This is a genomic window from Mesorhizobium sp. CNPSo 4684 (genome assembly GCF_057784315.1).
The window spans coordinates 1-23,098 of sequence record NZ_JBWLUX010000055.1; the positions used below are offsets into that span (position 1 = coordinate 1).

General features: G+C 63.5%; 21 protein-coding genes, 1 tRNA gene and 1 pseudogene. 16 read left to right on the forward strand and 7 right to left on the reverse strand.

The features are described from left to right. From AC04SG_RS31455 to AC04SG_RS31475, 5 genes and pseudogenes are all read right to left on the reverse strand, one after another. Window positions 1-66, reverse strand: a pseudogene (locus tag AC04SG_RS31455) (type II toxin-antitoxin system RelE/ParE family toxin); the annotation flags it as partial. Between the two features lie 633 nt (window positions 67-699). Further along, a complete protein-coding gene (locus AC04SG_RS31460) occupies window positions 700-990 on the reverse strand; it encodes a hypothetical protein (RefSeq protein ID WP_488554209.1) in 291 nt (96 codons plus the stop codon). A gap of 140 nt (window positions 991-1,130) precedes the next feature. Continuing rightward, on the reverse strand, window positions 1,131-1,841 hold the full coding sequence (locus AC04SG_RS31465) for a pentapeptide repeat-containing protein (protein WP_488554210.1): 711 nt from the start codon (window positions 1,839-1,841) through the stop codon (window positions 1,131-1,133). Between the two features lie 612 nt (window positions 1,842-2,453). Beyond that, window positions 2,454-3,719 (reverse strand): flavin-containing monooxygenase, encoded by a 1,266-nt coding sequence (locus AC04SG_RS31470; RefSeq protein WP_488554211.1) that lies wholly within the window; start codon window positions 3,717-3,719, stop codon window positions 2,454-2,456. 231 nt (window positions 3,720-3,950) lie between these two features. Beyond that, window positions 3,951-4,040 (reverse strand) — tRNA-Ser (locus AC04SG_RS31475). A 347-nt stretch (window positions 4,041-4,387) separates the two neighbouring features. Here AC04SG_RS31475 and AC04SG_RS31480 point away from each other — a divergent pair. From AC04SG_RS31480 to AC04SG_RS31490, 3 genes are all read left to right on the forward strand, one after another. After that, window positions 4,388-5,101 (forward strand): 50S ribosomal protein L21, encoded by a 714-nt coding sequence (locus AC04SG_RS31480; RefSeq protein WP_488554212.1) that lies wholly within the window; start codon window positions 4,388-4,390, stop codon window positions 5,099-5,101. Window positions 5,102-5,201: 100 nt separating this feature from the next. Continuing rightward, a complete protein-coding gene (gene rpmA, locus AC04SG_RS31485; protein ID WP_015315190.1) occupies window positions 5,202-5,471 on the forward strand; it encodes a 50S ribosomal protein L27 in 270 nt (89 codons plus the stop codon). Window positions 5,472-5,606: 135 nt separating this feature from the next. Further along, complete coding sequence (locus AC04SG_RS31490; protein ID WP_112619000.1) at window positions 5,607-6,194, forward strand: GNAT family N-acetyltransferase; 588 nt, start codon at window positions 5,607-5,609, stop codon at window positions 6,192-6,194. Window positions 6,195-6,394: 200 nt separating this feature from the next. Here AC04SG_RS31490 and AC04SG_RS31495 read toward each other — a convergent pair whose 3' ends face one another. Then, complete coding sequence (locus AC04SG_RS31495; RefSeq protein WP_488554213.1) at window positions 6,395-7,258, reverse strand: endonuclease/exonuclease/phosphatase family protein; 864 nt, start codon at window positions 7,256-7,258, stop codon at window positions 6,395-6,397. Window positions 7,259-7,427: 169 nt separating this feature from the next. On the opposite strand from AC04SG_RS31495, the gene obgE reads away from it, so the two are divergent. From obgE to AC04SG_RS31520, 5 genes are all read left to right on the forward strand, one after another. Next, window positions 7,428-8,459 carry a GTPase ObgE gene (obgE, locus tag AC04SG_RS31500; RefSeq protein WP_488554214.1) on the forward strand — a complete coding sequence of 344 codons (1,032 nt, stop codon included), beginning with the start codon at window positions 7,428-7,430 and terminating at the stop codon, window positions 8,457-8,459. Between the two features lie 2 nt (window positions 8,460-8,461). After that, complete coding sequence (gene proB, locus AC04SG_RS31505; RefSeq protein ID WP_488554215.1) at window positions 8,462-9,640, forward strand: glutamate 5-kinase; 1,179 nt, start codon at window positions 8,462-8,464, stop codon at window positions 9,638-9,640. A gap of 3 nt (window positions 9,641-9,643) precedes the next feature. After that, on the forward strand, window positions 9,644-10,930 hold the full coding sequence (locus AC04SG_RS31510; protein WP_488554216.1) for a glutamate-5-semialdehyde dehydrogenase: 1,287 nt from the start codon (window positions 9,644-9,646) through the stop codon (window positions 10,928-10,930). Window positions 10,931-11,093: 163 nt separating this feature from the next. Next, entirely contained in the window at window positions 11,094-11,684 is a 591-nt protein-coding gene (locus AC04SG_RS31515; RefSeq protein ID WP_488554217.1) for a nicotinate-nucleotide adenylyltransferase, read from the forward strand. 252 nt (window positions 11,685-11,936) lie between these two features. Continuing rightward, on the forward strand, window positions 11,937-13,214 hold the full coding sequence (locus tag AC04SG_RS31520) for an MFS transporter (protein ID WP_488554218.1): 1,278 nt from the start codon (window positions 11,937-11,939) through the stop codon (window positions 13,212-13,214). A 15-nt stretch (window positions 13,215-13,229) separates the two neighbouring features. On the opposite strand, the gene AC04SG_RS31525 is transcribed toward AC04SG_RS31520, so the two are convergent. Continuing rightward, window positions 13,230-14,084 (reverse strand): mechanosensitive ion channel family protein, encoded by an 855-nt coding sequence (locus AC04SG_RS31525; RefSeq protein WP_488554219.1) that lies wholly within the window; start codon window positions 14,082-14,084, stop codon window positions 13,230-13,232. Window positions 14,085-14,326: 242 nt separating this feature from the next. Here AC04SG_RS31525 and rsfS point away from each other — a divergent pair, with 242 nt between their 5' ends. The 8 genes from rsfS to AC04SG_RS31565 all read left to right on the forward strand — a co-directional run bounded on the left by rsfS (window position 14,327) and on the right by AC04SG_RS31565 (window position 22,756). Next, window positions 14,327-14,704, forward strand: a complete 378-nt coding sequence (gene rsfS, locus AC04SG_RS31530) for a ribosome silencing factor (protein ID WP_112559829.1) — start codon at window positions 14,327-14,329, stop codon at window positions 14,702-14,704. 27 nt (window positions 14,705-14,731) lie between these two features. Further along, complete coding sequence (gene rlmH / locus AC04SG_RS31535) at window positions 14,732-15,214, forward strand: 23S rRNA (pseudouridine(1915)-N(3))-methyltransferase RlmH (protein WP_488554220.1); 483 nt, start codon at window positions 14,732-14,734, stop codon at window positions 15,212-15,214. Between the two features lie 123 nt (window positions 15,215-15,337). Further along, on the forward strand, window positions 15,338-16,681 hold the full coding sequence (locus AC04SG_RS31540) for a murein hydrolase activator EnvC family protein (protein WP_488554221.1): 1,344 nt from the start codon (window positions 15,338-15,340) through the stop codon (window positions 16,679-16,681). Window position 16,682: 1 nt separating this feature from the next. After that, window positions 16,683-18,008, forward strand: coding sequence for a S41 family peptidase (locus AC04SG_RS31545; protein WP_192252503.1), 1,326 nt, complete (start codon window positions 16,683-16,685; stop codon window positions 18,006-18,008). Window positions 18,009-18,254: 246 nt separating this feature from the next. Then, window positions 18,255-19,433, forward strand: coding sequence for a divergent polysaccharide deacetylase family protein (locus tag AC04SG_RS31550; protein WP_488554222.1), 1,179 nt, complete (start codon window positions 18,255-18,257; stop codon window positions 19,431-19,433). Between the two features lie 31 nt (window positions 19,434-19,464). Further along, window positions 19,465-19,977 (forward strand): RNA pyrophosphohydrolase, encoded by a 513-nt coding sequence (locus AC04SG_RS31555; RefSeq protein ID WP_488554223.1) that lies wholly within the window; start codon window positions 19,465-19,467, stop codon window positions 19,975-19,977. A 295-nt stretch (window positions 19,978-20,272) separates the two neighbouring features. After that, a complete protein-coding gene (alr, locus tag AC04SG_RS31560; protein WP_488554224.1) occupies window positions 20,273-21,400 on the forward strand; it encodes an alanine racemase in 1,128 nt (375 codons plus the stop codon). 99 nt (window positions 21,401-21,499) lie between these two features. Continuing rightward, complete coding sequence (locus AC04SG_RS31565) at window positions 21,500-22,756, forward strand: D-amino acid dehydrogenase (protein WP_488554225.1); 1,257 nt, start codon at window positions 21,500-21,502, stop codon at window positions 22,754-22,756. Window positions 22,757-23,098 lie beyond the last annotated feature (342 nt).

Sequence of the window (23,098 nt, forward strand, 5' to 3'; positions counted from 1 at the left end):
TATCACCGACAGTGCCATCTCCTCTCGACGCAGCGGCGTTAGACGGGCATTCTTGTGGATGTTCATTCGGACCCTCCGATGGATGCTGAAGCGTGGTAACTCCAGTCTCCTCGGTCCGGTCCGAATGGACAACCTCCCGAAAGCTCACATCTAGTAAGGCGTGGCCTTGAGCGAACGTCGAATCGAGCTCGACAGACCGGGCGAATAGGGGCTCGGACTCGTCCAGCTCATACCGGTGGAAGTGCGCGCGCCCCTGCAGGTAGTTGTCGTATGCGTCCCAATCGGCCGGCAACATTACCCCGAGCCATGCCGATGATTCTGGTGCGGCCGGCGCCTTAGTCAAGGGGTTGCTAATCCGGGGCAACTTCAACCATGGCTTTCTATCCCTGGCGGGGCGAAAGCACCTGAGTTGGCTCCCAAGCGTCCACATTCCGGTGGAAGCGGACGACAAGCGACCTTACACCCTTAACAGCATGATCGCAGCATCATTTGTTATGCGGGAGTCCAAGGCGCGTGAAGCGTCCTCATCTGTTCGGCCGATGTGCCGGGTAAAAGAAGGCGCCAAATTGCACATGTGATCCTCCCCGGGTCACACCGCCGAACAGCCCCTTCAGCTTTCCCTAAGTTGGCTGTTCCAAGAGCCCCACCGGCTGATTCCGGTGGGGCATCTTGCTATCCAGGCCTCAGCCAGGCGGCGCGTCAATATTTGATTTTTCTCGATCCCATAGGGCCAAGCCCATCCGACACACGTCTCGCGACGTCCCTGATCAAATGATGGATCGCACTCGGCTCATGCGTCGCGTATGCCGTGAAGAATTCCATCGACTGTGCGACCTGATAAATCTCGCGGAAGTTCTGGGACATCAGCTCGTCATTGTCGTCGAACGGATTCAACATGACATGTTCCGTTCGCTCTACGGCGTCGGGGAACCTCGCGACGTAGGCTCTTAGGAATTCCTCGATCTGTTCGTCGCGGAAATGCTTGCCCATAGTCTCCTCACGAAAAGGCGCTAGCGAAACAGCATACAGGCGCCCATGCCGGCCATCAGGAGGCATGCAGCCATCCCGAAGCTTACCCCCGCAAGGGCGCGCTTGACGATTTCAGCCCCGGGAGCGACACGGCGCCGAGCCTATGGTTCGCTACAGGGCCAATCTTCAGGCCTCGTCAAGCCGGAAGGCAACTCGGTCCGGGCGTCTCCGCAAGCCATGTTGAGCTGCCACTGGGATAGACCCGCCGAATTGGAAAGATCGAGGCCCTCGATACGGGTCAGAAAGAAAAAGGCGCGGTCAAAGTCTATCGGCGCGGTGAACGTCGCTCCTCGGAAGTCCGCCCGCGCGAGATTGGCAAACGAAAAGCGGCTGCCGCTGATATCGGCGTCATGGAACTGCGCTCGCCCCAATTCCGCCTTTGTGAAATCAACATTGGTCAGATTGGCGCCCTCGAAATTCGAGCGCTGCACTTCCGCGCCCGTAAACACAGCGCCCTGCGCGTCCATATGGCTGAAGTCGGTCCTGTAGGCCTCGATTTTGTCGAATCGGACGCCTTTGGCGGTCGAGTCAGCCAGGGAAGCACGCACAAGCGTTGCCTTCTCAAAATTTGCCGCAAGGAGATTGCTGTTCCTGAGGTCGGTCGAAGTGAAATCAACGCCGATCAGGTTCGCCCCGCTCAGGTCCTGTCCTTTTAGGATGAGAAGCTTTTTGTCACAGTCCTGCCAATCGACGCCAGGCGTCGCGGCTGCGTCGCAATTTTGAGCGGCAGCGGCGTTCTGCCAAGCAAATACAATGCAAACCGCTAGAACCAAGCCGGATGCGCCGTAAGCTCTGGTTCGTCTCAAAGTCATTGTTGCTGGACCTCTGCTACTCGCCGACAATCAACCTTACCACATCTGCTGACACTCGAAAGCGACGGCATTTTGCCCGCTAATCCCGCTAGTCCCCACCGCCAAATGAAAAGCCCGCCACCGTTGAGGCAGCGGGCTAAAATGGTGGGCGTCGGACCTATTGAATGCAAGAGCCCGGGGGGTAGCGCTCAGGGTCGTAGTGCGACGGCGAGACGAGCATGAAATCGTCTTGAGTGCGCACAGGGATCATTCCGAAGTTTGTTGCGGTAAGCGTGGTGGAACAGCAGAACGATCATGTCGTTGCTCGGCTCGATCGCTGCTGATAGAGGGTCGAGAGCACGGCGTTTGGATTTATCACAGCCCGCTCCCCGCCAGCACTTCCTGCGACTCCAGATCGTCGGGCCACATGCTATGTCGAGAACGTTCTCTCCGGCACTGGGCCGCGCTCGACCTACGAGGTCGGCTGCCCATTTCGATGTAATCGCCGGCACCAGGTATCTTTCGTAAAGTTCCGGCGCACTGTCATTGAGTTGCCAATGGTGTCGATCAATCATCGCGAGACCCATTCCAGCCCTTGACTGGCCTTATGGCGTCGATAACCGCCGATTTCTTCTAGATATGCCCATTCGTATAGACTGTTGGCCGATCGGTCCGAGCTAATATCTGGCCGACAAATCGACGCGCTTCGTCTTCAACCGCCATAACGGTCCCTGACCGGCGCGTGGACGCAAAGTCGAGCCCGGCGAAATAGATTCCGGGAACCGAGGCAACGCCATCTTCGTGGACCGGCTGGCCTCGCTCGTCGAGAACACCCGGTACATCGATCCAGCTGAAATCGCCGTCAAAGCCTGTACACCAGACAACCGCTGAAATGTTCCGCTCGATGAGGTCCAGCGAGAGGATGGGACGCCTGGGCAGTCGCGGGGTGACCGCCTCCGCCTCCTCCTCAACGGGTGCGGGGGCATCGAGACCGCTGTGCTGGATAAATTCATCGATACGATTTTTGAATTGCGCGGAAATCTCGTCGCCGAACCGAATGTTTTCGAGAACGTCGTCGGCGAAGATAGGCTGGCCGTTCTCCACTCCGACAAATCGTCCGAGCAGCACGACGCCCTGGGCGCTGAGAGACTGCAGACTTATCGTGTGCAACGCACCAATCAAGGGCCTGCCGGCAACGCGGCCGGAGGAATCGACGAAGTCCTTGCGCGGCGCGTCGACCAATCCAGTCTTCACCATCCACACGACAATGTCGTGCCCGCGATAGCGTCGCGGCAGACGGCCAGTATGGCCCGTCGCAAGATAGGTCTCCCTGCCCGCCAGGATCAGATCTTCGGCGATTTGGCAACCAGACTGTGCGCTGCCTATGACGAGGATAGCTCCGGCGGGAAGATCGCCGGCATTACGGTAGTCGGAGGCATCGAGCTGCACTGCCCCGCCCGCCAACGTGGAGGCGGACGCCGGTCGACGCGGGCGGTTCAAGCTACCGCTAGCGACAACCACGTTTTTTGCCCGCCACGTCCGCTCCGGCGTCACGACGCGAAATATCCCGTTACTTGAATCCAGTTTTGTGACCGAGACGTCGGTGCGAACTGGAAGTCTGTTACGTTGCGCATAGTCTTCGAGCAGCGCAACGAACTCCATCTGCGTCATAAACCCTTCCGGGTCCGGGCCGTCGTAACGATCGCCGGGCATCACACTGTACATGTTGGGAAGATTGAAGTGGAACGAGTCCCAACGCTGGGTCCGCCACGTTTCGCCGATTCGCCTGCGTTCAAGGACGCAATGCCGCATATCGGATTGGGCAAGCATATAACTGACGCCGAGGCCGGCCCATCCGGCACCTACAACCACGGCATCCAGAACGTCCATTTCGTCCATGGCCGCCCCCTTCCCACAGGTACAACTTATTACAGAAGCCGGGAAAACGGACAAGCAAAACGGACATCGGATGGTAGTCCACGACCGCTGACTCGGTCGAACATGACCACGTCGGACAGGCACACTGGATCGGTTGTACGATAGCCGCCGATCGAAGATCGACACGAGCATTGGACCGGAATTTTCCCATGGGAACGAGATCCCCGCGGGGAGTTCAAGCGGAAAGCAATCTGGCGGAGAGGGAGGGATTCGAACCCCCGATGGGCTTGCACCCATGCCGCATTTCGAGTGCGGTGCATTCGACCACTCTGCCACCTCTCCGCGGTCATGGTCGGCCGTTGCCGGCGCGGCGCACTAGATAACGGCTGGGCGGGCAGGTTACAAGGCCAAATCCGCGGGGAAATTCAGCTTCCTGCGCAGGCCTCGCCTGATCAGGCATTGGCGGCGTCGACAGGCGCCGCCGAGCCGTGCACTGGAGCAAGGACCGGAACAGGAGGGAATCGGGCCGTTTGCCTTGACTTCACCCGAACCTTCGGTTAGGGGAAGCGCGCAATCGGCGTGGAGGGTTCTTCCGCGCCGCTTGTTTTTTGAACCCGCAGACTGACAAAAAGACGGCCGAACCGCCAGAGGCGGTTCATCAAGGCCGACCGAACAGCGAAAGGCAAAAAATGTTCGCAGTCATTAAAACGGGCGGTAAGCAGTATCGCGTTGCCGCCAACGATCTCCTGAAGATCGAAAAGCTCGAAGCCAATGTCGGCGATATCGTCGAAATCGGCAGCGTTCTCGCCCATGGCGAGGGCGAAAATGTCACCTTCGGCGCACCGTTCGTCGATGGCGCTCTGGTCACGGCGGAAGTCGTCGAGCAGGGCAAGAACCGCACCGTCATCGCTTTCAAGAAGCGCCGCCGGCAGAATTCGCGCCGCAAGATCGGCCACCGCCAGCTTCTGACCACGGTCAGGATCGCCGAGATCCTGCTGGGTGGCGCCAAGCCTTCCAAGAAGGCCGCCGCCAAGGTCGAAGCCAAGGCGCCGGAAGCCAAGGCAGACGTAGCGCCCGAGGCGAAGGCCGAGGCCGCGCCGAAGGAAGCCAAGGCCAAGAAGGAAGCCAAGGCAGAGGCTGCCCCGAAGGCAGAGGCCAAGACCGAGACCGCCGTCGCGGCGCCGCTGTTCAAGGCGCCGAAGGGCGAGCCGGACGATTTGACCGTGATCAAGGGCATCGGCCCGGTCGCCGCCAAGGATCTGGCCGAGCAGGGCATCATCACCTTCGCGCAGCTGGCCAAGCTGACCGACAAGGATGTCGCCAAGATCGACGAGCACATGCCCTTCAGCGCCGACCAGATCAAGGACTGGCGCGAGCAGGCCAAGGAATTGGCGAAGAAGTAATTTTTCCGGCGACAAGGTCGCCGGATCGGACTTGAAACGGAACGCGAACGCGTTCATAAGACCATTCAAGCGCCTCTTGAGGCGCATCGGAGTTAGTTAGATGGCACACAAGAAAGCTGGCGGCTCGTCGCGCAACGGTCGCGACTCGCATTCCAAGCGTCTGGGCGTGAAGAAGTTCGGCGGCGAAGCCGTCATCCCGGGCAACATCATCATCCGTCAACGCGGCACCACCTGGCATCCCGGCGTCAATGTCGGCATGGGCACGGACCACACCCTTTTTGCGCTCGAGACCGGCGCAGTCACCTTCAACAAAAAAGCCAACGGCCGAACCTACGTATCGGTCAACCCGATTACCAAAGCCGCGGAGTAGCCGGTTCCGCACTACAAAACCGGCGCCCATCTCGGGAACCGGTGTCTGGCCAACCAGTGAATGGATCGGGCCAGGAAAAGGATCAGGGGAGATGGGTTTTCCATCTCCCCTTTTTTCTTGCCTGGAGGACTGAAAATGGTTGCCGAAGCGGAAGACACCGAAGACGAAAGTTACGCGATAGACTGCCCGGTTCTGGCCACGGAGCGGCTGGTGATGCGGGCGCCCTGCGATGCCGATATTGCGCAACTGGTCGAGCTTGCCGACAACCGTCATGTCGCCGAAATGCTGGCCCGCATGCCGCACCCCTATGGCGAGGCCGAGGCGCGCGCCTTCCTGGCCATGACAAGATCGCGCCGCGCCGGCATTGCCTATGCGCTGACGCTCGCCGGCACCGACACTTTCGTCGGCTGCGCCGGCCTCAACATGACCGATCGCGGACTGGAGCTCGGCTACTGGATCGGCGAGCCCTACTGGAAGCGCGGCTATGCGACGGAGGCCGCGCATGCGCTGGTTGATCTCGCCTTCCAGCGGACGTCGACCCAGGTGCTGCAGGCTTCGACCAGGGTCATCAATCCGGCCTCGCGCCGGGTCATCCACAAATGCGGCTTCCAGTATGCCGGCCAGGGCATGCTGAACTCGATCGTCGCCGGTCAGGTGCCGGTCGAGCGGTATCGGTTAGACAGGAAGACGTGGATTAGTCTCCGGAACTGGGTCCACTTTTGATGGGTGCTCTGGAGATTCGCGCCTGAGCAAGTTCCCCCTCACCCGGATTGCGAAGGGCAATTCGGGGCAATCCGACCTCTCCCCCGAAGGGAGAGGAGGGGGCCGGCGCTGGTGCGCATCTCTTCTTCTCCCCTCGGGGAGAAGGTGGCCGCGAAGCGGCCGGATGAGGGGGCAGCCCACACAGGCGATTGGCGACGGCCTCAACCCATCTCGACCCAGACCGGCAGGTGATCGGAACCGACGGCTTTTTGATCGACCCACAGGCGCTTCAGCGATCCGGCGAGCGAGGCTGAGGTGAAGATGTAGTCGATGCGCTTGTGGCGGCTTGTGTCTTGCGGCCGGTTGGGATCGACCCGGGTGACGATGTCCGGCGCGTTGAGGCGCTGGGCGACATCGACGGCGAGATCGGCGGTCAGCGGCATGCCGAACTCATGGTCCGGGCGGCCGACGAGTTCGACATACTCCGAGGAGCCGGGCAGCATGTTGAAGTCGCCCATGACGATGAAGGCTTCGGGATAGGGCAGGTCCGGCAGGCCGATCTCGGGAATGCCGGAGAGACCGCCGCCCTCCAGGGCATAGTTCAACAGGCGCTGGCGCAGAAAACGGATCTGGCTGGCGCGCTCAACCGGACTGCGATGGTCGAGATGGGTGGAATAGAAGCGAACGAAGCCGAGCGGGGTCTCGATCAGCGCCTCGAGCGCGCCGCGCTGGAAGTTCATCGCCTCCAGGCTGCGGCTGCGCGGCAAAAGCAGATTGCGCGACAGTTGGATGGGCGTCTTCGACAGCACCATGTTGCCGAGCTGGAAGGTGGTGGTGATGGCGCGGCCGGCTTCCAGGCGCGAGCCGACATTGACCTCGAAATTGCTGCCATAGGCGGCAAAATACTCGGGCAGCGCCTCGCCGATCTCGGCCACCATGTCACGGTTGCCGTTCCTCGGATTGTTGCGCGTCACTTCCTGCAGCGCGATCACGTCGGCGCCGCGCACCGCATCGGTGATGCGGCCGAGATCGTAGCGGCCATCGAGACCGATGCCGTACTGGATGTTATAGGTGACGACCTTCATTCCCTCGCCCCCACGCTCCGTCCCGCGAACACTGCTACCGCTTCCCCGGCAAAAGGGCATCCGGCGCTTTAGTCGCAAATCGGCCTCGCCCTTCGGTCCGCCTTGGTTTAGAGCAGGGCGCAAGGTTAGAGCAAAGCCGCAAGGCCAACAGCAGAAACTGCGTAGTCCAATGAAATTTCTCGATCAAGCCAAGGTCTATATCCGCTCCGGCGACGGCGGCGCCGGTTCGGTGTCGTTCCGGCGCGAAAAGTTCATCGAGTTCGGCGGCCCCGACGGCGGCGATGGCGGTCGTGGCGGCGATGTCTGGCTGGAAGCCGTCAACGGGCTGAACACGCTGATCGACTATCGCTACCAGCAGCATTTCAAGGCCAAGACCGGTGTCCACGGCATGGGCCGCAACATGACCGGCGCCAAGGGCGCCGACGTGACCCTGAAGGTGCCGGCCGGAACCCAGGTCTTTGCCGAGGACAATGAGACGCTGATCTGCGACCTGACCGTGGTCGGCCAGCGCTTCCTGCTGGCCAAGGGCGGCAATGGCGGTTTCGGCAACCAGCATTTCAAGACCTCGACTAACCAGGCGCCGCGCCGCGCCAATCCGGGCCTGCCCGGCGAAGAGATGAATGTCTGGCTGCGGCTGAAACTGATTGCCGATGCCGGCCTGGTCGGGCTGCCCAATGCCGGCAAGTCGACGTTCCTGGCGGCGGTGACCGCCGCCAAGCCGAAGATCGCCGACTACCCCTTCACCACGCTGCATCCCGGCCTTGGCGTCGCCCGTATCGATGCACGCGAATTCGTCATCGCCGACATTCCGGGCCTCATCGAAGGCGCGCATGAAGGCGTCGGCATCGGCGACCGGTTCCTCGGCCATGTCGAGCGCACGCGGGTGCTTTTGCATCTGGTCTCGGCGCAGGAGGAGAACCCGGGCAAGGCCTACAAGACCGTGCGCGCCGAACTCGACGCCTATGGCAATGGCTTGACCGACAAGGTCGAGATCGTGGCGCTCAGCCAGGTCGACATCCTCGATGCCGATGAGCGCAAGAAGAAGGCCGCGTCGCTGAAACGCGCCGCCGGTCGCGCGCCGATGCTGTTGTCGGCGGTCACCGGCGAAGGCGTCGAAGCGGTGCTGCGCGCGCTGATGGCGGTGGTTGGCGAAGCGCGCAACGCGACTGCCGCTCCCGTCGAGACCCGCTGGAACTCATAGCGATGACGGCACAGTCGCTGACAAAATACCGGCGCATCACGGTCAAGATCGGTTCGGCCTTGCTGGTCGACCGTACCAGCGGCCTGAAGCGCGACTGGCTGGCCTCGCTGGCCGACGACATTGCGGTGCTCGCCAATGGCGGCGCCGAGATCCTGGTCGTGTCGTCCGGTGCCATTGCACTCGGCCGCACCATTCTCGGTCTCGGCAAGCGGGCATTGAAGCTTGAAGAGAGCCAGGCGGCGGCGGCCGTCGGGCAGATCGCGCTGGCCGGCGCATGGTCGGATGCACTCGGCAAGGGCGGGCTGAAGTCGGGCCAGATCCTGCTGACGCTGGGCGACACCGAAGAGCGCCGCCGCTACCTCAATGCGCGCGCGACAATCTCGACATTGCTCAAGATGAAGGCGGTGCCAGTTATCAACGAGAACGATACGGTGGCGACGTCCGAGATCCGCTATGGCGACAATGACCGGCTTGCGGCGCGGGTGGCAACGATGATGGGCGCCGACCTTCTGGTGCTGCTCTCCGATATTGACGGGCTCTACACCGCACCGCCGGCGCGCGATCCGCAGGCCAAGTTCATCCCCGTGGTCGACCGCATCACGCCCGATATCGAGGCGATGGCTGGGGCGGCGGCTTCCGAACTGTCGCGCGGCGGCATGCGCACCAAGCTCGACGCCGGCAAGATTGCCACTGCCGCCGGCACCGCCATGATCATCACCTCGGGCACCAGGCTGTCGCCGCTGATGGCGATCGAACGCGGCGAGCGCGCCACCTTCTTCAAGCCGAGCGCCAATCCTGTGAAGGGCTACAAGACCTGGATCGCCGGCCAGCTCGAACCGACAGGGCGGCTCACCGTCGATGCCGGCGCCATCGGCGCGCTGCTCTCCGGAAAGTCGCTGCTGCCGGCCGGCGTCAGGCTGGTCAGCGGCAATTTCTCGCGCGGCGACACGGTGGCGATCCTGTCGCCCGAAGGCCGGGAGATCGCGCGCGGGCTGGTTGCCTACGATGCCGCCGATGCCGTAAGGATCGCAGGCCTGAAAACCGCCGAGATCGAAACAGTGCTCGGCTACGAGGCGCGCTCGGCGATGATCCACCGCGACGATCTTGTGGTGAGCGATCCGGGTGACCAGATACGAGCTGCCGGCCGGCTATGGGCCGGGGGCGACGTAAGCGGAGGATGAGCCATGCTGAAGCTGCATGAAAAATCCGGGGATGACACGATCGCGCTGATGGCCGATATCGGCCGCCGCGCCCGCGCCGCCGCCCGACCGTTGGCCATCGCCACCACCACCGCCAAGAATGCCGCGCTTCTCGCCATGGCCGACGCGATCATCGCGCGCCAGCAGGAGATTCTCGACGCCAACGCCATCGATGTCTCGAACGGCCACGAATCCGGGCTGTCCGCCTCCTTCATGGACCGGCTGAAGCTCGATCCGGCGCGTATCCGCGCCATGGCTGACGGTATTCGTGAAATCGCCGAACTCAAGGATCCGGTCGGCGATGTGATCGCAGCCTGGGAGCGGCCGAATGGCCTGCATATCGAGCGTGTGCGGACGCCGCTCGGCGTCGTCGGCGTCATCTATGAGAGCCGGCCGAATGTGACGGCCGATGCCGGCGCTCTCTGCCTCAAGGCAGGCAATCCAGTGATCCTGCGGGGTGGCTCGGACTCGCTCAATTCATCCGCCGCCATCCATGCCTGCCTGGTCGAAGGGCTGAAAGCCGCCGGCCTGCCGGAAGACGCCATCCAGCTGGTGCCGATCACCGACCGCGCCGCTGTCGGCGAGATGCTGAAGGGTCTCTCCGGCAATCTCGACGTCATCATTCCACGTGGCGGCAAAAGCCTGGTCGGGCGCGTGCAGAGCGAGGCGCGGGTGCCGGTCTTTGCCCATCTCGAAGGCATCTGCCATCTCTATATCGACCGCTCGGCCGACCTCGACATGGCGGTGAAGATCGCCGTCAACGCCAAGATGCGCCGCACCGGTGTCTGCGGCGCTGCCGAGACGCTGCTGGTCGATCGTGCCGTGGCGTCGACCCATCTGGTGCCGATCCTCGACGCGCTGCGTGCGGCCGGCTGCGAAATCCATGCTGATCTGGAGGTGATGAAGCTGTTCTTCGACGCCAAGCCGGCGACCGATGCCGACTGGGTGACCGAATATCTCGACGCCATCATCGCGGTGAAGCTGGTCGACGGCATTGCCGGAGCCATCGACCATATCGAAACGTTCTCCTCGCATCACACTGAGGCAATTATCGCCGAGGATGCAAAGGCGGTGGAGCGCTTTTTCAACGAGATCGATTCGGCGATTCTCTTGCACAATGCCTCGACCCAGTTCGCCGATGGCGGCGAGTTCGGCATGGGCGCCGAGATCGGCATCGCCACCGGCAAGATGCATGCGCGCGGACCGGTCGGCGTCGAGCAGCTGACCTCGTTCAAATACCGCGTGCGCGGGTCGGGACAGGTGAGGCCTTGAGCGCTGGCCTTACCCTCCCCCTTGTGGGCAGGGTGGCGAGCGTAGCGAGCCGGGTGGGGGTACGACGCTGAATTCTGCAACACCCCCACCCCGCTCCGCTTCGCGGATCGACCCTCCCCACAAGGGGGAGGGTAAGGACGCTATTTCCTCCCGCTATCTCAAAATGCCCCACGCCGAGAAGGGCCTAGCCGTCGGCCTGTTTGGCGGCTCGTTCAACCCGCCGCATGCCGGCCACGCGCTGGTGGCCGAGATCGCTCTGCGGCGCCTGGCGCTCGACCAGCTGTGGTGGATGGTGACCCCAGGCAATCCGCTGAAGAGCACCGGGGAATTGGCGCCGCTCGGCGACCGGCTGGTTCAGTCGGAGCAGATCGCCAAGAACCCGAAGATCAAGGTCACGGCTTTCGAGGCGGCGCATCATATCCGCTTCACCGCCGACACGCTGGAGCTGGTGAAGGCGCGCAATCCCGGCGTCGATTTCGTCTGGATCATGGGCGCCGACTCGTTGCGCGACTTCCACCGCTGGCAACGCTGGCGCCAGATCGTCATGACCTTCCCGATCGCCGTCATCGACCGCCCCGGTGCGACGCTGTCCTTCCTGTCTTCGGTCGTCGCCAAGACCTTCGACTATGCCCGCGTCGACGAGGGCGACGCGCCCCGGCTCGCCCGCATGAAAGCGCCGGCCTGGACCTTTATTCACGGCCCGCGCTCCTCGCTGTCGTCGAGCGCTATTCGCAGGGCTGCGAAGGTGGGCTGACTTCCCCTTCCCCCCTTGTGGGGGAAGGTGTCGCCGAAGGCGACGGATGAGGGGTGTTGGAAGGATCGCTGCGCTCAAGACTTAAGCGCTTAGAATCCCTCAATCTTTTTACGTCTCGTTCCGCTGGAACACCCCTCATCCGTCTCGGCGCTGCGCGCCGATCCACCTTCTCCCACAGGGGGAGAAGGGAAGACCTGCCGATGTCGCTTTTGCGGCGGCCTTTCGTTGCCGCGTAGGCGATGCTCTGCGGATATGGCCACGTTCGCAAAGACCCACATCGACCCGGACCATGGCGCCCCGCCGGCACCGGTGATCGCCATTGCCAGTGTCGTCGTGTCGATGGCGCTGATAGCGGTCGGCAATGGGTTGATGTTTGCCTATATCCCGGTCCGGCTCGGTGTGGAGCATTTCGATCCGACATGGGCCGGGCTGATCATCACCGGCCTGTCAGCCGGTGGCCTTGCCGGCTGCATCCTGACAGGACCTCTCGTCAGAAGGGTCGGGCACGCCCGCGCGTTCATGGTGCTGTCGGCGCTGATTGCGCTCTCCAACGCCGCCATCGGCGCCGGCACCTATCCGCTGCTGTGGATCGCGGCGCGCGCGCTTTACGGCTTTGCCATATGCGGCCTGTTCATCGTTGCCCAGAGCTGGCTCAACGATGCCGTAGCCAACGCCATTCGCGGCCGGGTGATGGCGGTGTTTTACGTCGCCTATGTCGCCGGGCTCGGCGTTGGCTATGCCCTGCTTGCGGCGGTCGACATCGCGTCGGCGCAGGCGCCGCTGATTGGCATTGCCTTCACCGCGGTGTCGATCCTGCCGGTGGGGATGACCCGTCTAGCTCAACCGCCACCACCTTGCGCGGCCTCGGTAGCGCTCGGGCGCGCCTGGCGAATCTCACCGGTCGGCGTGGCCGGCATGTTGGCCGTCGGCGGCCTGTCGATGGCGATTTCGGGCTTTGCGCCGATCCACGCCACGGCCAAGGGCTACAGTCAGGCCGATGTGGCGCTGCTGCTGTCGGCCATGCCGGTCGGCACGCTGATCCTGCAGATCCCGCTCGGCTGGATTTCGGACCGCACCGACCGCCGCTACGTGCTGGCCGGCGCTGCAGCACTCGCCATCGTCGCCGGCCTGCTCGCCATCGGCTTCGACGGCGGCGCGCTGGCGGTGCTGGTGGTGATCTATGTGATCTGGGACGGCGCCTCGGAATCGATCTATTCGCTGGCCAGCGCGCATGCCGCCGACCGCGCCGGCAAGGACGACATGGTGGCGCTGTCGAGTTCGCTGCTGTTTGCCTGGTCGCTGTCTGGTTTCATCGTGCCTGGCATCGTGACGGCGCTGTCGGCTGTCTATGGAACGCAGGCCTTCATCTATGTGGCGATCATCATCGCCACCGTCTTTTGCCTGTTCGTGCTGTGGCGGGTGGCGACGACTCGCGCCGTGCCTGCCACGGAGACCGGCAGTTTCGCGCCGATGTCGGCGCAGGCGCCGTTGCCGGTGGAGCTCGCTTTCGCCCCTGAAGAGCAGCGCTAGACGGGTTCCACAAACCTACTGTCGGGTGGCGGAAGCCTCCTGCCGGGCCTCCGGCGGCGGCGCCGGAACCGAGATGGCTTCGGCGTCGAAGGCTTGCTTGACGCGTTTGGTGAGATCGATCTGGGTGGCGAAGAAATCCGCCGCTGACGTCCAGTAGCGCAAGGTGATCGCGACGGTGGCATCGCCGACGGTGGCGACAAAGGCAATCGGCGCCGGCTCGCGCTTGATGCGGCGCTCGGCGCCTGCAACGCCCAGCATCGTCTTCTGCGCCATGTCGATGTCGTTCCAGGAGCCGATGGTCAGCGTGATGTCGCTGCGGCGCACGCCGTTGCGGGTGAAATTACGGACAGGCTGGTTCCACAAGGTAGAATTCGGCGCCAGCACGTAGACACCGTCTGTCGTGCGAAGCTTGGTGGCGAACAGGCCGATTTCCTCGATGGTTCCGGCAATGGCGCCGACTTCGACATATTCGCCGATGCGGAATGGCCTGAGCGCCAGAAGCATGATGCCGGCGGCGATGTTCTGCAGCGTGCCTTGCAGCGCCAGGCCGATGGCGAGGCCGATGGCGCCGATGGCGGCGATGATCGAGGCCGTCTGCACGCCGAACTGGCCGAGCACCATGATGACGACCAGGATCAGGATGGCGTAGCGCACGATCTTGGAGAAGAAATGCCGCAGCGTCGCGTCGAAGCCATGGATATGGCCGAGCCCGGCTGAGATCGAGCGTTCGGCGAGACCGGCAACGAGGTAGCCGACAACCAGCAGGATGACGGCGCCGATGGCAGAGAAGGAATAGGAAACGATCAGGGTGCTCAGTTGCGCAAGGCCGGCCTGCACGGTGAGAAGCGTGTTTTGGGGGTCGATGGGCATCAGAGAAATTCCGGTTGGGGGGTGCGTCGATAACCGCTGTGGACGCCATGGGTTCCGATTTTTTTGAAGAGCTCTGGAACCGGAAAGGGGGTGCAACGTTCGCGCCGGCAGGGCCTGCGTCTTGAAACTGCAACGGAACTCTGCCTATCTATGGGGTGTCACCTGATTTCATGGGTGATTTGGTTGTTCTTGCTGCGAAAGGAAATACACTGAGAACAGCACTGCGGAAGAAGGCCGACATCGTGCCTTCGCCGGCCAGGATCAGCGTAGACGACGCCGTGTCCCGCGCCATCAAGACAGTCCTTGCCAGTCTGGAAGACTCCAAGGCCGAAAATATTGTCTCAATCGACATTCAGGGGAAATCGAGCCTCGGCGACTATATGGTTGTCGCGTCGGGTCGATCGCACCGTCATGTCTCGGCTGTCGCCGACCATCTCCTCAAGGCGCTCAAGGATGCCGGCCTCGGCATGGCGCGCGTCGAGGGGTTGTCCGGTGCCGACTGGGTCCTGATCGATTCGGGCGACATCATCGTCCACGTCTTCCGCCCCGAAGTCCGCGAATTCTACAATCTTGAAAAGATGTGGCAGGCGCCGGATCTCGAGGAAGAGACCCTCCACTAAGCCGCTCGCGCGGCTTATAGAGGCGGGATGAAAGTATTCGTTCATGCCGTGGGCCGGATGAAGACCGGCCCCGAGAGAGAACTCGCCGACCGCTATTTCGAGCGTTTTGCCAAGAGCGGCCCGGCGATCGGGCTCGAATTCTCCGGTGTGACCGAGTTTGCCGAGGGACGCGCGCAGAACGCCAATGAGCGCCGCCGCGAGGAAAGCCAGAAGCTGCAGGCGCAGTTGCAGCCGGGCACGGCGCTATTCCTGCTCGACGAACGCGGCAAAAACCTGTCCTCAGACGATTTCGCCAACCGCATCGGCCAGCTGCGCGATGGGGGCCGCAAGGCGCTGGTCATCGCCATTGGCGGTGCCGACGGACACGACCAGCCGCTGCGCGACCAGGCCGATCTGGTGCTGTCGTTCGGCGCGGCAACCTGGCCGCACCAGCTGGTGCGCGTCATGCTGGGCGAGCAGCTTTATCGCGCGGCGACAATTCTCTCGGGCCATCCGTACCATCGGTCGTAAACCGGTGGACGCAATCACCGTCATACCGATTTCCGCCCCAATGCGCGGCTGTCTTATGCTAGGCTTCGGTTTCGATCATGGTTGATGGTTCGTTAACGAAGCCACGCATAGAGTCGGGCTTCAATGGCTGACAACGGGAAATCAGGAACGGGCTTCTGGCACGCACGCTGCGGCATCGCTGCAGCCGTGGTTTTGCTGTCGCTCGGCCTTGCGCGGGCCGAAAACACGCTCGACGTGGCGCCCGATCCGGACCAGAGCCGCGCCGAATATGAGAAGGTGTCGGCCGAGATCACGCTGTCGTCCGAACGGCTGGCCAAGCTTGCCGCCGACATTGCGGCGGTCAAGAAGGACCATGCTTCGATCACCGCGGCGCTGATCCAGTCGGCGATGACCGAGCAGAAGCTCAGCCAGGATATCGAGGATATCGGCGCCAGGCTGGAAGGGCTGAAGGGCGAGGAACAGAAGATCCGCGTCTCGCTGGCGGCACGGCGCGACGTGCTGGCTGAAGTGCTGGGCGCGTTGCAGCGCATGGGGCTCAATCCGCCGCCGGCGATCCTGGTCAAGCCGGAAGACGCGCTGTCGTCGGTGCGCAGCGCCATCCTGCTCGGCGCGGTGGTGCCGGAACTGCGCCAGCAGACCGACAAATTGCTGGCCGACCTCAAGGAACAGACGCGGGTAACGGCCTCGATCGAGGCCGAGCGGACCCGGCTGACGGCGGCGGTCGGCGAGCAGACGGCGGAAAAGAAACGCCTCTCCATGCTGCTCGAAGCCAAGCAGAAGCTTGAGGCGGACACCTGGACCGCAATGGTGGCGGAAAAGCAGCGCTCCCAGGCGCTTGCGGCCAAGGCCGGCAGCCTGAAGGAACTGATCGCTTCGCTCGAGGCCGACAAGAGCCGCAAGGCGGCCGATGCAGTTAAGGCAGGCGAGCAGAAGGCGGCTGACGGCGACAAGCCGGACGCGGATACCACCGCGTCGACGGAGCTCGCCTCGCTGCCAGTGCCGGAAGGCAATCGCCTCACCGCCTCGGCGCCGTTTTCGGCGCTTCAGGGCCAGGTCGCGCTGCCGGTCACCGGCAAGATCAAGCGCCGTTTCGGGACCGATGACGGTAACGGCGCGGTGATGCTTGGTGACATGGTTGCGACACAATCGGGAGCCATCGTCACAGCACCAGCGGACGGAAATGTGCTTTATGCGGGGCCTTTTCGCTCCTATGGTCAACTCTTGATCCTCAATGCGGGAGACGGCTATCATGTCGTCCTGGCGGGGATGAGCAGAATCAGCGTCGCGTCTGGCCAGTCGGTGCTCGCAGGAGAGCCGGTCGGCGCGATGGGAGAGGCCCGGGTGGCAAGCACCTCAGCCTCGAAGAATGGAAATGCCACGCCGGAACTCTACGTCGAGTTCCGCAAGGATGGAAAACCCGTCGATCCGACCCCATGGTGGGCGGACCGCTTCTCTGGAAGGACGTGAAATGATGCGGAAACTGTCGCTTCTTATTGCCGGTGCGCTGATGGGCGCGTCAGCGATGAGCCTGGTCTATGGCGCGCCCGGCTCGACGGCGAACGCTGCGGGCTCCGAAACCTACAAGCAACTGGCGATCTTCGGCGACATCTTCGAGCGCGTGCGGGCGCAGTATGTGACGCCGCCGGACGACAAGTCGCTGGTCGAAAACGCCATCAACGGCATGCTCGCTTCGCTCGATCCGCATTCCTCCTACATGAATGCCGAGCAGGCGCAGGACATGCGCGTGCAGACCAAGGGTGAGTTCGGCGGCCTCGGCATCGAGGTCACCATGGAGAACGACCTGGTCAAGGTGATCACGCCGATCGACGACACACCGGCCGCCAAGGCGGGCGTGCTGGCCGGCGACTATATCGCCAAGATCGACGGCGAAGAGGTTCGCGGCCTGACGCTGAACGACGCGGTCGAGAAGATGCGCGGCCTGGTCAACACGCCGATCAAGCTCACCATCCTGCGCCAGGGCGCCGACAAGCCGATCGAGCTGACGGTTGTGCGCGACATCATCAAGGTCAAGGCGGTCAAGTTCCGGGTCGAGAACGACATCGGCTACATGAAGATCACCTCCTTCACCGAAAAGACCTATGACGACCTCGAGAACGCTATCGACACCATCAAGAAGCAGGTGCCGAACGACAAGCTCAAGGGCTATGTGCTCGATCTGCGCCTCAACCCGGGCGGTCTGCTAGACCAGGCGGTGAGCGTGTCCGACGCCTTCCTCGACCGTGGCGAGATTGTCTCGACCCGCGGCCGCGACCCGAAGGATGTCACCCGCTTCGACGCCAAGGCAGGCGACGACATCGGCGCCAAGCCGCTGATCGTTCTGGTCAATGGCGGTTCGGCCAGTGCTTCGGAAATCGTTGCCGGCGCGCTGCAGGACCTGCGCCGCGCCACCGTGGTCGGTACGCAGTCCTTCGGCAAGGGCTCGGTGCAGACCATCATCCCGCTTGGCGAGAACGGCGCGCTGCGTCTGACGACGGCGCTTTATTACACGCCGTCCGGCAAGTCGATCCAGGGCAAAGGCATTACGCCCGACATCAAGGTCGACCAGCCGCTGCCGCCCGAACTGCAGGGCAGGGACCTGACGCGTGGCGAATCGGACCTCAAGGGCCACATCAAGGGCGCCGACGAGAGCGATACCGGTTCGGGCTCGGCTGCCTATGTGCCGCCGGATCCGAAGGACGATCTGCAACTGATCTACGCCGAACAGCTGCTGCGCGGCCAGAAGACCGATCCGGCGTTCCCGCCGAATCCGGAGAAGGCCGTGCTCAACCAGTAAGTCGACCGGCGGGACTCTTTGTTTGGATGCATGTCGATGTCCCAAAACCGGGACCACTTTTGAGCGACATGCATCTGGCTGCCTGATCGAAGCAATGCAATGCTGCCGGGACCGCAAGGTTCCGGCAGTTTGATTCGGAGGCAGTGGCTGGAGAGCGGTGCCTCAAAAGGCGCCGAGGACGCGCCGTCAGTTTTGGATCTTCGCATGGCGAAAAGGTTTCGCTGATCATGCGCCCGGGGATACGGCTTGGCTGACATCGGCAAGGACATAGAACGCCCGCTCGGACAGACCGTCCGGCCGCGCGCCGCGTCGCGCGGGTTGAGCGTCGGTACTGTCGCGACGACGCTGGTCGTCCTGGCCGCGCTCGGCATCTCCGGCGCGATCGCGCTTCGCGAAAAGCCGTTCCGCAGGCCCGAACAGGCGGCGGTCTCGACGCCGAAGGTGACGGCGGCTGCGGAGCCTGCCGCGGCGGCACCGACTGCCGAGCCCGCGGCGCCGAAGGCGGAAACGCCGCCCAAGGCAGCCGGGCCGCAGATCATCCATGTGCAGACCCAGGAGGGCGACGGTCCAGCGAATGCAGCCATCGTCATTCATGACCCGTCGACGATCGGTCAGAATCTGAAGATCGCGCATATTCCTGATAAGGCGCTGATCGAGGCCAGCGACACCGGCCCGCTGCCGGTACGCGCCGCCGACGGCAGGCGGCCGTTCGACGTCTATGCGCGGCCGTGGTCCGGGTCGCGCGGCGCCCGCGTGGCGATTGTCATCGGTGGGCTTGCCGTGTCGCAGACCGGAACCCAGGCAGCAATCGCCAAGCTTCCGGCGGAAGTGACGCTAGCCTTTGCGCCGCAAGGCAACAGCATCGGCCGCTGGATGCAGGCGGCACGGCAGAGCGGGCATGAGGTCGTCATGCAGGTGCCGCTCGAACCGTTCGACTTTCCCAACGTCAATCCCGGCCGCAACACGCTGACGGTGGCGGCGAGCCCGGACGAGAACCTGAAGAGCCTGCGCTGGGCGCTGTCGCGGACCACCAATTATACCGGCGTCATGAACTATATGGGCGCGCGCTTTTCCGCCGACGCGACGGCGATGGGACCGTTCATGGCCGAGTTAGGCAAACGCGGCCTTGCCTATATCGACGACGGCTCGTCCGCGCGGAGCCTGGCGCCCGATCTCGCCTTGAAGGACGGCGTGCCGTTTGTCGCCGGCGATATGGCGATCGATGCCGTGCAGGACCGTGGCGCCATCCTGAAAAAGCTCGACGCGCTGGAAGCTACAGCGCGCGCCAAAGGCTCCGCCGTCGGCATCGGCTCGGCCTTCGACCTCACCGTCGACACGGTTGCGGCGTGGGTGCTCGAGGCGAAAAAGCGCGGCATCGAGATCGTGCCGATCTCGGCGGTGGCCATCGACCCGGAAAAAAATTAGCGCGAACTCCCGAAACGGCTGGACCTGACTGATGGCTAAAAAGATCGATCCCGAGACGCTGCCGTACCGCCCCTGCGTCGGACTGATGATCCTCAATGGCGACGGGATGGTCTGGGTCGGCCATCGCATCGCCGAGCCGGACAGCGAATTTGCCGGCACGAAGCAGCTCTGGCAGATGCCGCAAGGCGGCATTGACAAGGGCGAAGAGCCGCTGCAGGCGGCCGGGCGCGAGCTCTACGAGGAGACCGGCATGCGCTCGGTCACGCTGCTGGCCGAGGCGCCGCACTGGATCAACTACGATCTGCCGGCCGATCTGGTCGGCATCGCCTTCAAGGGCCGCTATCGCGGCCAGACGCAGAAATGGTTCGCCTACCGCTTTTACGGCGAGACCAGCGAGATCCAGATCAATCCGCCGCCCGGCGGCCATACCGCCGAATTCGATGAATGGGCCTGGCGGCCGATGCAGGACCTGCCCGACCTGATCGTGCCGTTCAAGCGCAAGGTCTATGAGGATGTGGTGGCGGCATTCCGGCATCTCGCGTAGGCGGATTTGAGCAGCCAGGTTCGCATGGTAAGAAATCCATGCTTTATTGGTTGAAGCATGGACGACGCCCGGCAATCGCCCCCTAGCGCTGCGTTAGCGCTGCCCCTCACCTGGCTGCAGCCATCCTCTCCCCGTATAGGGACGGGGAGAGGGGCGATGTCGTCGGCGATTTCGCCGATCTCCAGCGTCGCAAGAAGAGAGCGGGCGTTGAGGCCAGCCCTTTCTCCCCGTCCCTATACGGGGAGAAATGTCCGGCAGGACAATGAGGGGCGGCGCCGACCTCCATGTGTCTGCCATGACTGAAGCGAAGGCGTCTTTGCCACAATCCGATACGATCACCGAGGCCGCCGCAGGCGCTATCCTGACCATCGATCTCGGCGCTATCCAAGAAAACTACCGGCGGCTGAAAGCGAAGCTCGGCGGCGTGCGCTGCGCCGGCGTCGTCAAGGCCGACGGTTACGGGCTTGGCGCGCGCCAGGTGGCGGCGGCGCTGGTTGCCGAGGGCTGCGACATCTTCTTTGTCGCGCATCTCACTGAGGGTGTCGCGCTGCGCGAGGCACTCGGGCCGCAGCCGCAGATCCATGTGCTGAACGGCTTGCCTCCGAGATCGGAGCCGGAAGCGATAGCGGCGGATCTTGTGCCCGTCATCAACAGCGCCGGGCAACTGAAGGCATGGAGCCAGGCCGGCCGAAAGGCCGGCCGCAAGCTCAAGGCGGCCATCCAGGTCGATAGCGGCATGTCACGGCTGGGGATGGCGCCTGCGGAGGTCGAGGCACTTGCGGCCGATGCCTTCGCCGGCGTCGACGTTGTCCTGGTCATGAGCCATCTGGCCCGTGCCGACGAACCCACCAATGCGGCCAATGATGCGCAACTCATGGAATTCGAGCGGTTGCGCAAAATGCTCCCCAAGGCGCCGGCGTCGCTCGACAATTCCTCCGGCATCTTTCTCGGGCCGCGCTATCGGTACGACCTCGCCCGCCCAGGTGCAGCGCTCTACGGCATCAACCCGACGCCGGACGAGGCGAACCCGATGCTGCCGGTGGTGCGGCTCGAGGCGAAGGTCATCCAGACGCGCAGCATCGAAAAGGGTGTGGGCGTCGGCTACGGCCATGCCTTCCTGGCCAGCGGCCCGTTGCGCGCGGCGACAATCTCGCTCGGCTATGCCGATGGCTGGCATCGGCGCGCCGCATCGGCCGCCTGGTTCGAAGGTGTCAGGCTGCCCTTTGTCGGACGGGTCTCGATGGATTCGATCATCCTCGACATTTCGGCGCTGCCGGCCGGCCGCTTGCGCGAGGGCGACCTTGTCGAGCTGCTGGGTCCGTCACAAAGCGTCGACGATGCGGCCGGCCACGCCGGCACCATCGGCTATGAAATCCTGACCAGCCTCGGCCCGCGCTTTCATCGCCGCTACATCAACGAATAGAGGCGCGACACGCCGCCCCTTGGCGGACGCGGCAAAATCCGGCAGACAGGAGGCGACGGCTTCAGGCTCGGATAAGATGTCGTCGTGGAGAGTGATGCGATGAAGATCTTCGTGTTGGGCGGCGGCGTAATCGGGGTCACCACGGCCTACTACCTCGCCGAGGCCGGCCACGAGGTCACGGTGTTCGATCGCCAGAAAGGGCCGGCGCTGGAAACCAGCTTCGCCAATGCCGGCGAGGTTTCGCCCGGCTATGCCTCGCCCTGGGCCGGTCCCGGCATTCCGCTGAAAGCGATCAAATGGCTGTTGATGAAGCATGGCCCGCTGGTCGTGCGACCGGCCTTCGATCCTTACATGTGGACGTGGCTGCTCAAGATGCTGCGCAACTGCACTGCCGATCGCTACGCCATCAACAAGGCGCGCATGGTGCCGCTCGCCGAATACAGCCGCGACACGCTGAAGGCGCTGCGCGACGCGACCGGCATCGCCTATGACGAGCGCACCAAAGGCACGCTGCAGCTGTTTCGCACGCAAAAGCAGCTCGACGGCACCGGCGGCGATGTCGAGGTGTTGAAGAAATACGGCGTGCCCTATGAGTTGCTCGATCCCGATGGCTGCATCGCAGCCGAGCCGGCGCTGGCCGGCGTGCGGGAAAAGTTCGTCGGCGGCCTCAGGCTGCCCGGCGACGAAACCGGCGACTGCAAGATGTTCACCGACAGATTGGCTGAGCTCTGCGTGGCGCGCGGCGTTACATTCGAATATGGCACGCAGATCAGGCGATTCACCAAGAACCGCAATCGCATCGTCAGCTTCGGCACGGACCAGCGCTCGCGCGCGGCCGACGCCTACGTGCTGGCGCTGGGCAGCTATTCGGCGCGCTTCATGCGACTGCTCAGGCGTCCGATTCCGGTCTATCCGGTCAAGGGTTACTCGATCACCGTGCCGATCAAGGATGCGGCGGCTGCACCGGTATCGACGGTGATGGACGAAACCTACAAGGTGGCGATCACCAGGCTCGGCGACCGCATCCGCGTCGGCGGCACGGCGGAGATTTCCGGCTTTGACCTCAGGCTGCATGAATCGCGCCGGCGCACGCTCGAACATTCGGTCGGCGATCTGTTCCCGGATGGCGGCGACCTCAAGGCGGCGTCGTTCTGGTGCGGACTGCGGCCGATGACGCCGGATGGGCCGCCGCTGATCGGCCGCACTGAATTCTCCAACCTCTATCTCAACACCGGCCACGGCACGCTTGGCTGGACCATGGCCTGCGGCTCGGCCAAGGTGCTGTCCGACATCATCTCCAGTAAAGTGCCTGATATCGATGTGCGGGAGCTGGGGCCGGAGCGGTATTTGAGGTAGCTGCCGGTCGATCCGGGTTGGCAGCTGCCGTGGGTGATTGGCGGGGTCCTCTAAGACGTCGTCATCCTGGGGCGAGCAAGGAGCGAAGCGACGCGGCGCAGACCCCAGGATCCATGCCGCGAGGTTAAGGGGTTGCCACGGTGCAGAATTCTGCTCCGCCGCACTTTACGGCAAGAGTCACGGAATGGATCCCAGGGTTTCCGCGACGTCGCTTCGCGCTCACTCCGCCCTAGGATTGTTTGAGAAGGATCTGGTAGTTTGGCGGCCGGGACTGCAGGCCCATCACAGCCTGCAGCCCCGGCGGCAGGCGACCGTCCCTAGGACCGGGTAAACACCCGACGT

Coding starts and splice junctions, on each gene's coding strand:
- obgE (WP_488554214.1), top strand. CDS start 7,428: ATGAAATTTCTCGATCAAGCCAAGGTCTATATCCGCTCCGGCGACGGC.
- proB (WP_488554215.1), top strand. CDS start 8,462: ATGACGGCACAGTCGCTGACAAAATACCGGCGCATCACGGTCAAGATC.
- rlmH (WP_488554220.1), top strand. CDS start 14,732: ATGAAAGTATTCGTTCATGCCGTGGGCCGGATGAAGACCGGCCCCGAG.
- alr (WP_488554224.1), top strand. CDS start 20,273: ATGACTGAAGCGAAGGCGTCTTTGCCACAATCCGATACGATCACCGAG.
- AC04SG_RS31565 (WP_488554225.1), top strand. CDS start 21,500: ATGAAGATCTTCGTGTTGGGCGGCGGCGTAATCGGGGTCACCACGGCC.
- rpmA (WP_015315190.1), top strand. CDS start 5,202: ATGGCACACAAGAAAGCTGGCGGCTCGTCGCGCAACGGTCGCGACTCG.
- AC04SG_RS31525 (WP_488554219.1), bottom strand. CDS start 14,084: ATGCCCATCGACCCCCAAAACACGCTTCTCACCGTGCAGGCCGGCCTT.
- AC04SG_RS31510 (WP_488554216.1), top strand. CDS start 9,644: ATGCTGAAGCTGCATGAAAAATCCGGGGATGACACGATCGCGCTGATG.
- AC04SG_RS31515 (WP_488554217.1), top strand. CDS start 11,094: ATGCCCCACGCCGAGAAGGGCCTAGCCGTCGGCCTGTTTGGCGGCTCG.
- AC04SG_RS31480 (WP_488554212.1), top strand. CDS start 4,388: ATGTTCGCAGTCATTAAAACGGGCGGTAAGCAGTATCGCGTTGCCGCC.
- AC04SG_RS31495 (WP_488554213.1), bottom strand. CDS start 7,258: ATGAAGGTCGTCACCTATAACATCCAGTACGGCATCGGTCTCGATGGC.
- AC04SG_RS31545 (WP_192252503.1), top strand. CDS start 16,683: ATGATGCGGAAACTGTCGCTTCTTATTGCCGGTGCGCTGATGGGCGCG.
- AC04SG_RS31490 (WP_112619000.1), top strand. CDS start 5,607: ATGGTTGCCGAAGCGGAAGACACCGAAGACGAAAGTTACGCGATAGAC.
- AC04SG_RS31555 (WP_488554223.1), top strand. CDS start 19,465: ATGGCTAAAAAGATCGATCCCGAGACGCTGCCGTACCGCCCCTGCGTC.
- AC04SG_RS31460 (WP_488554209.1), bottom strand. CDS start 990: ATGGGCAAGCATTTCCGCGACGAACAGATCGAGGAATTCCTAAGAGCC.
- AC04SG_RS31465 (WP_488554210.1), bottom strand. CDS start 1,841: ATGACTTTGAGACGAACCAGAGCTTACGGCGCATCCGGCTTGGTTCTA.
- AC04SG_RS31470 (WP_488554211.1), bottom strand. CDS start 3,719: ATGGACGAAATGGACGTTCTGGATGCCGTGGTTGTAGGTGCCGGATGG.
- AC04SG_RS31520 (WP_488554218.1), top strand. CDS start 11,937: ATGGCCACGTTCGCAAAGACCCACATCGACCCGGACCATGGCGCCCCG.
- AC04SG_RS31540 (WP_488554221.1), top strand. CDS start 15,338: ATGGCTGACAACGGGAAATCAGGAACGGGCTTCTGGCACGCACGCTGC.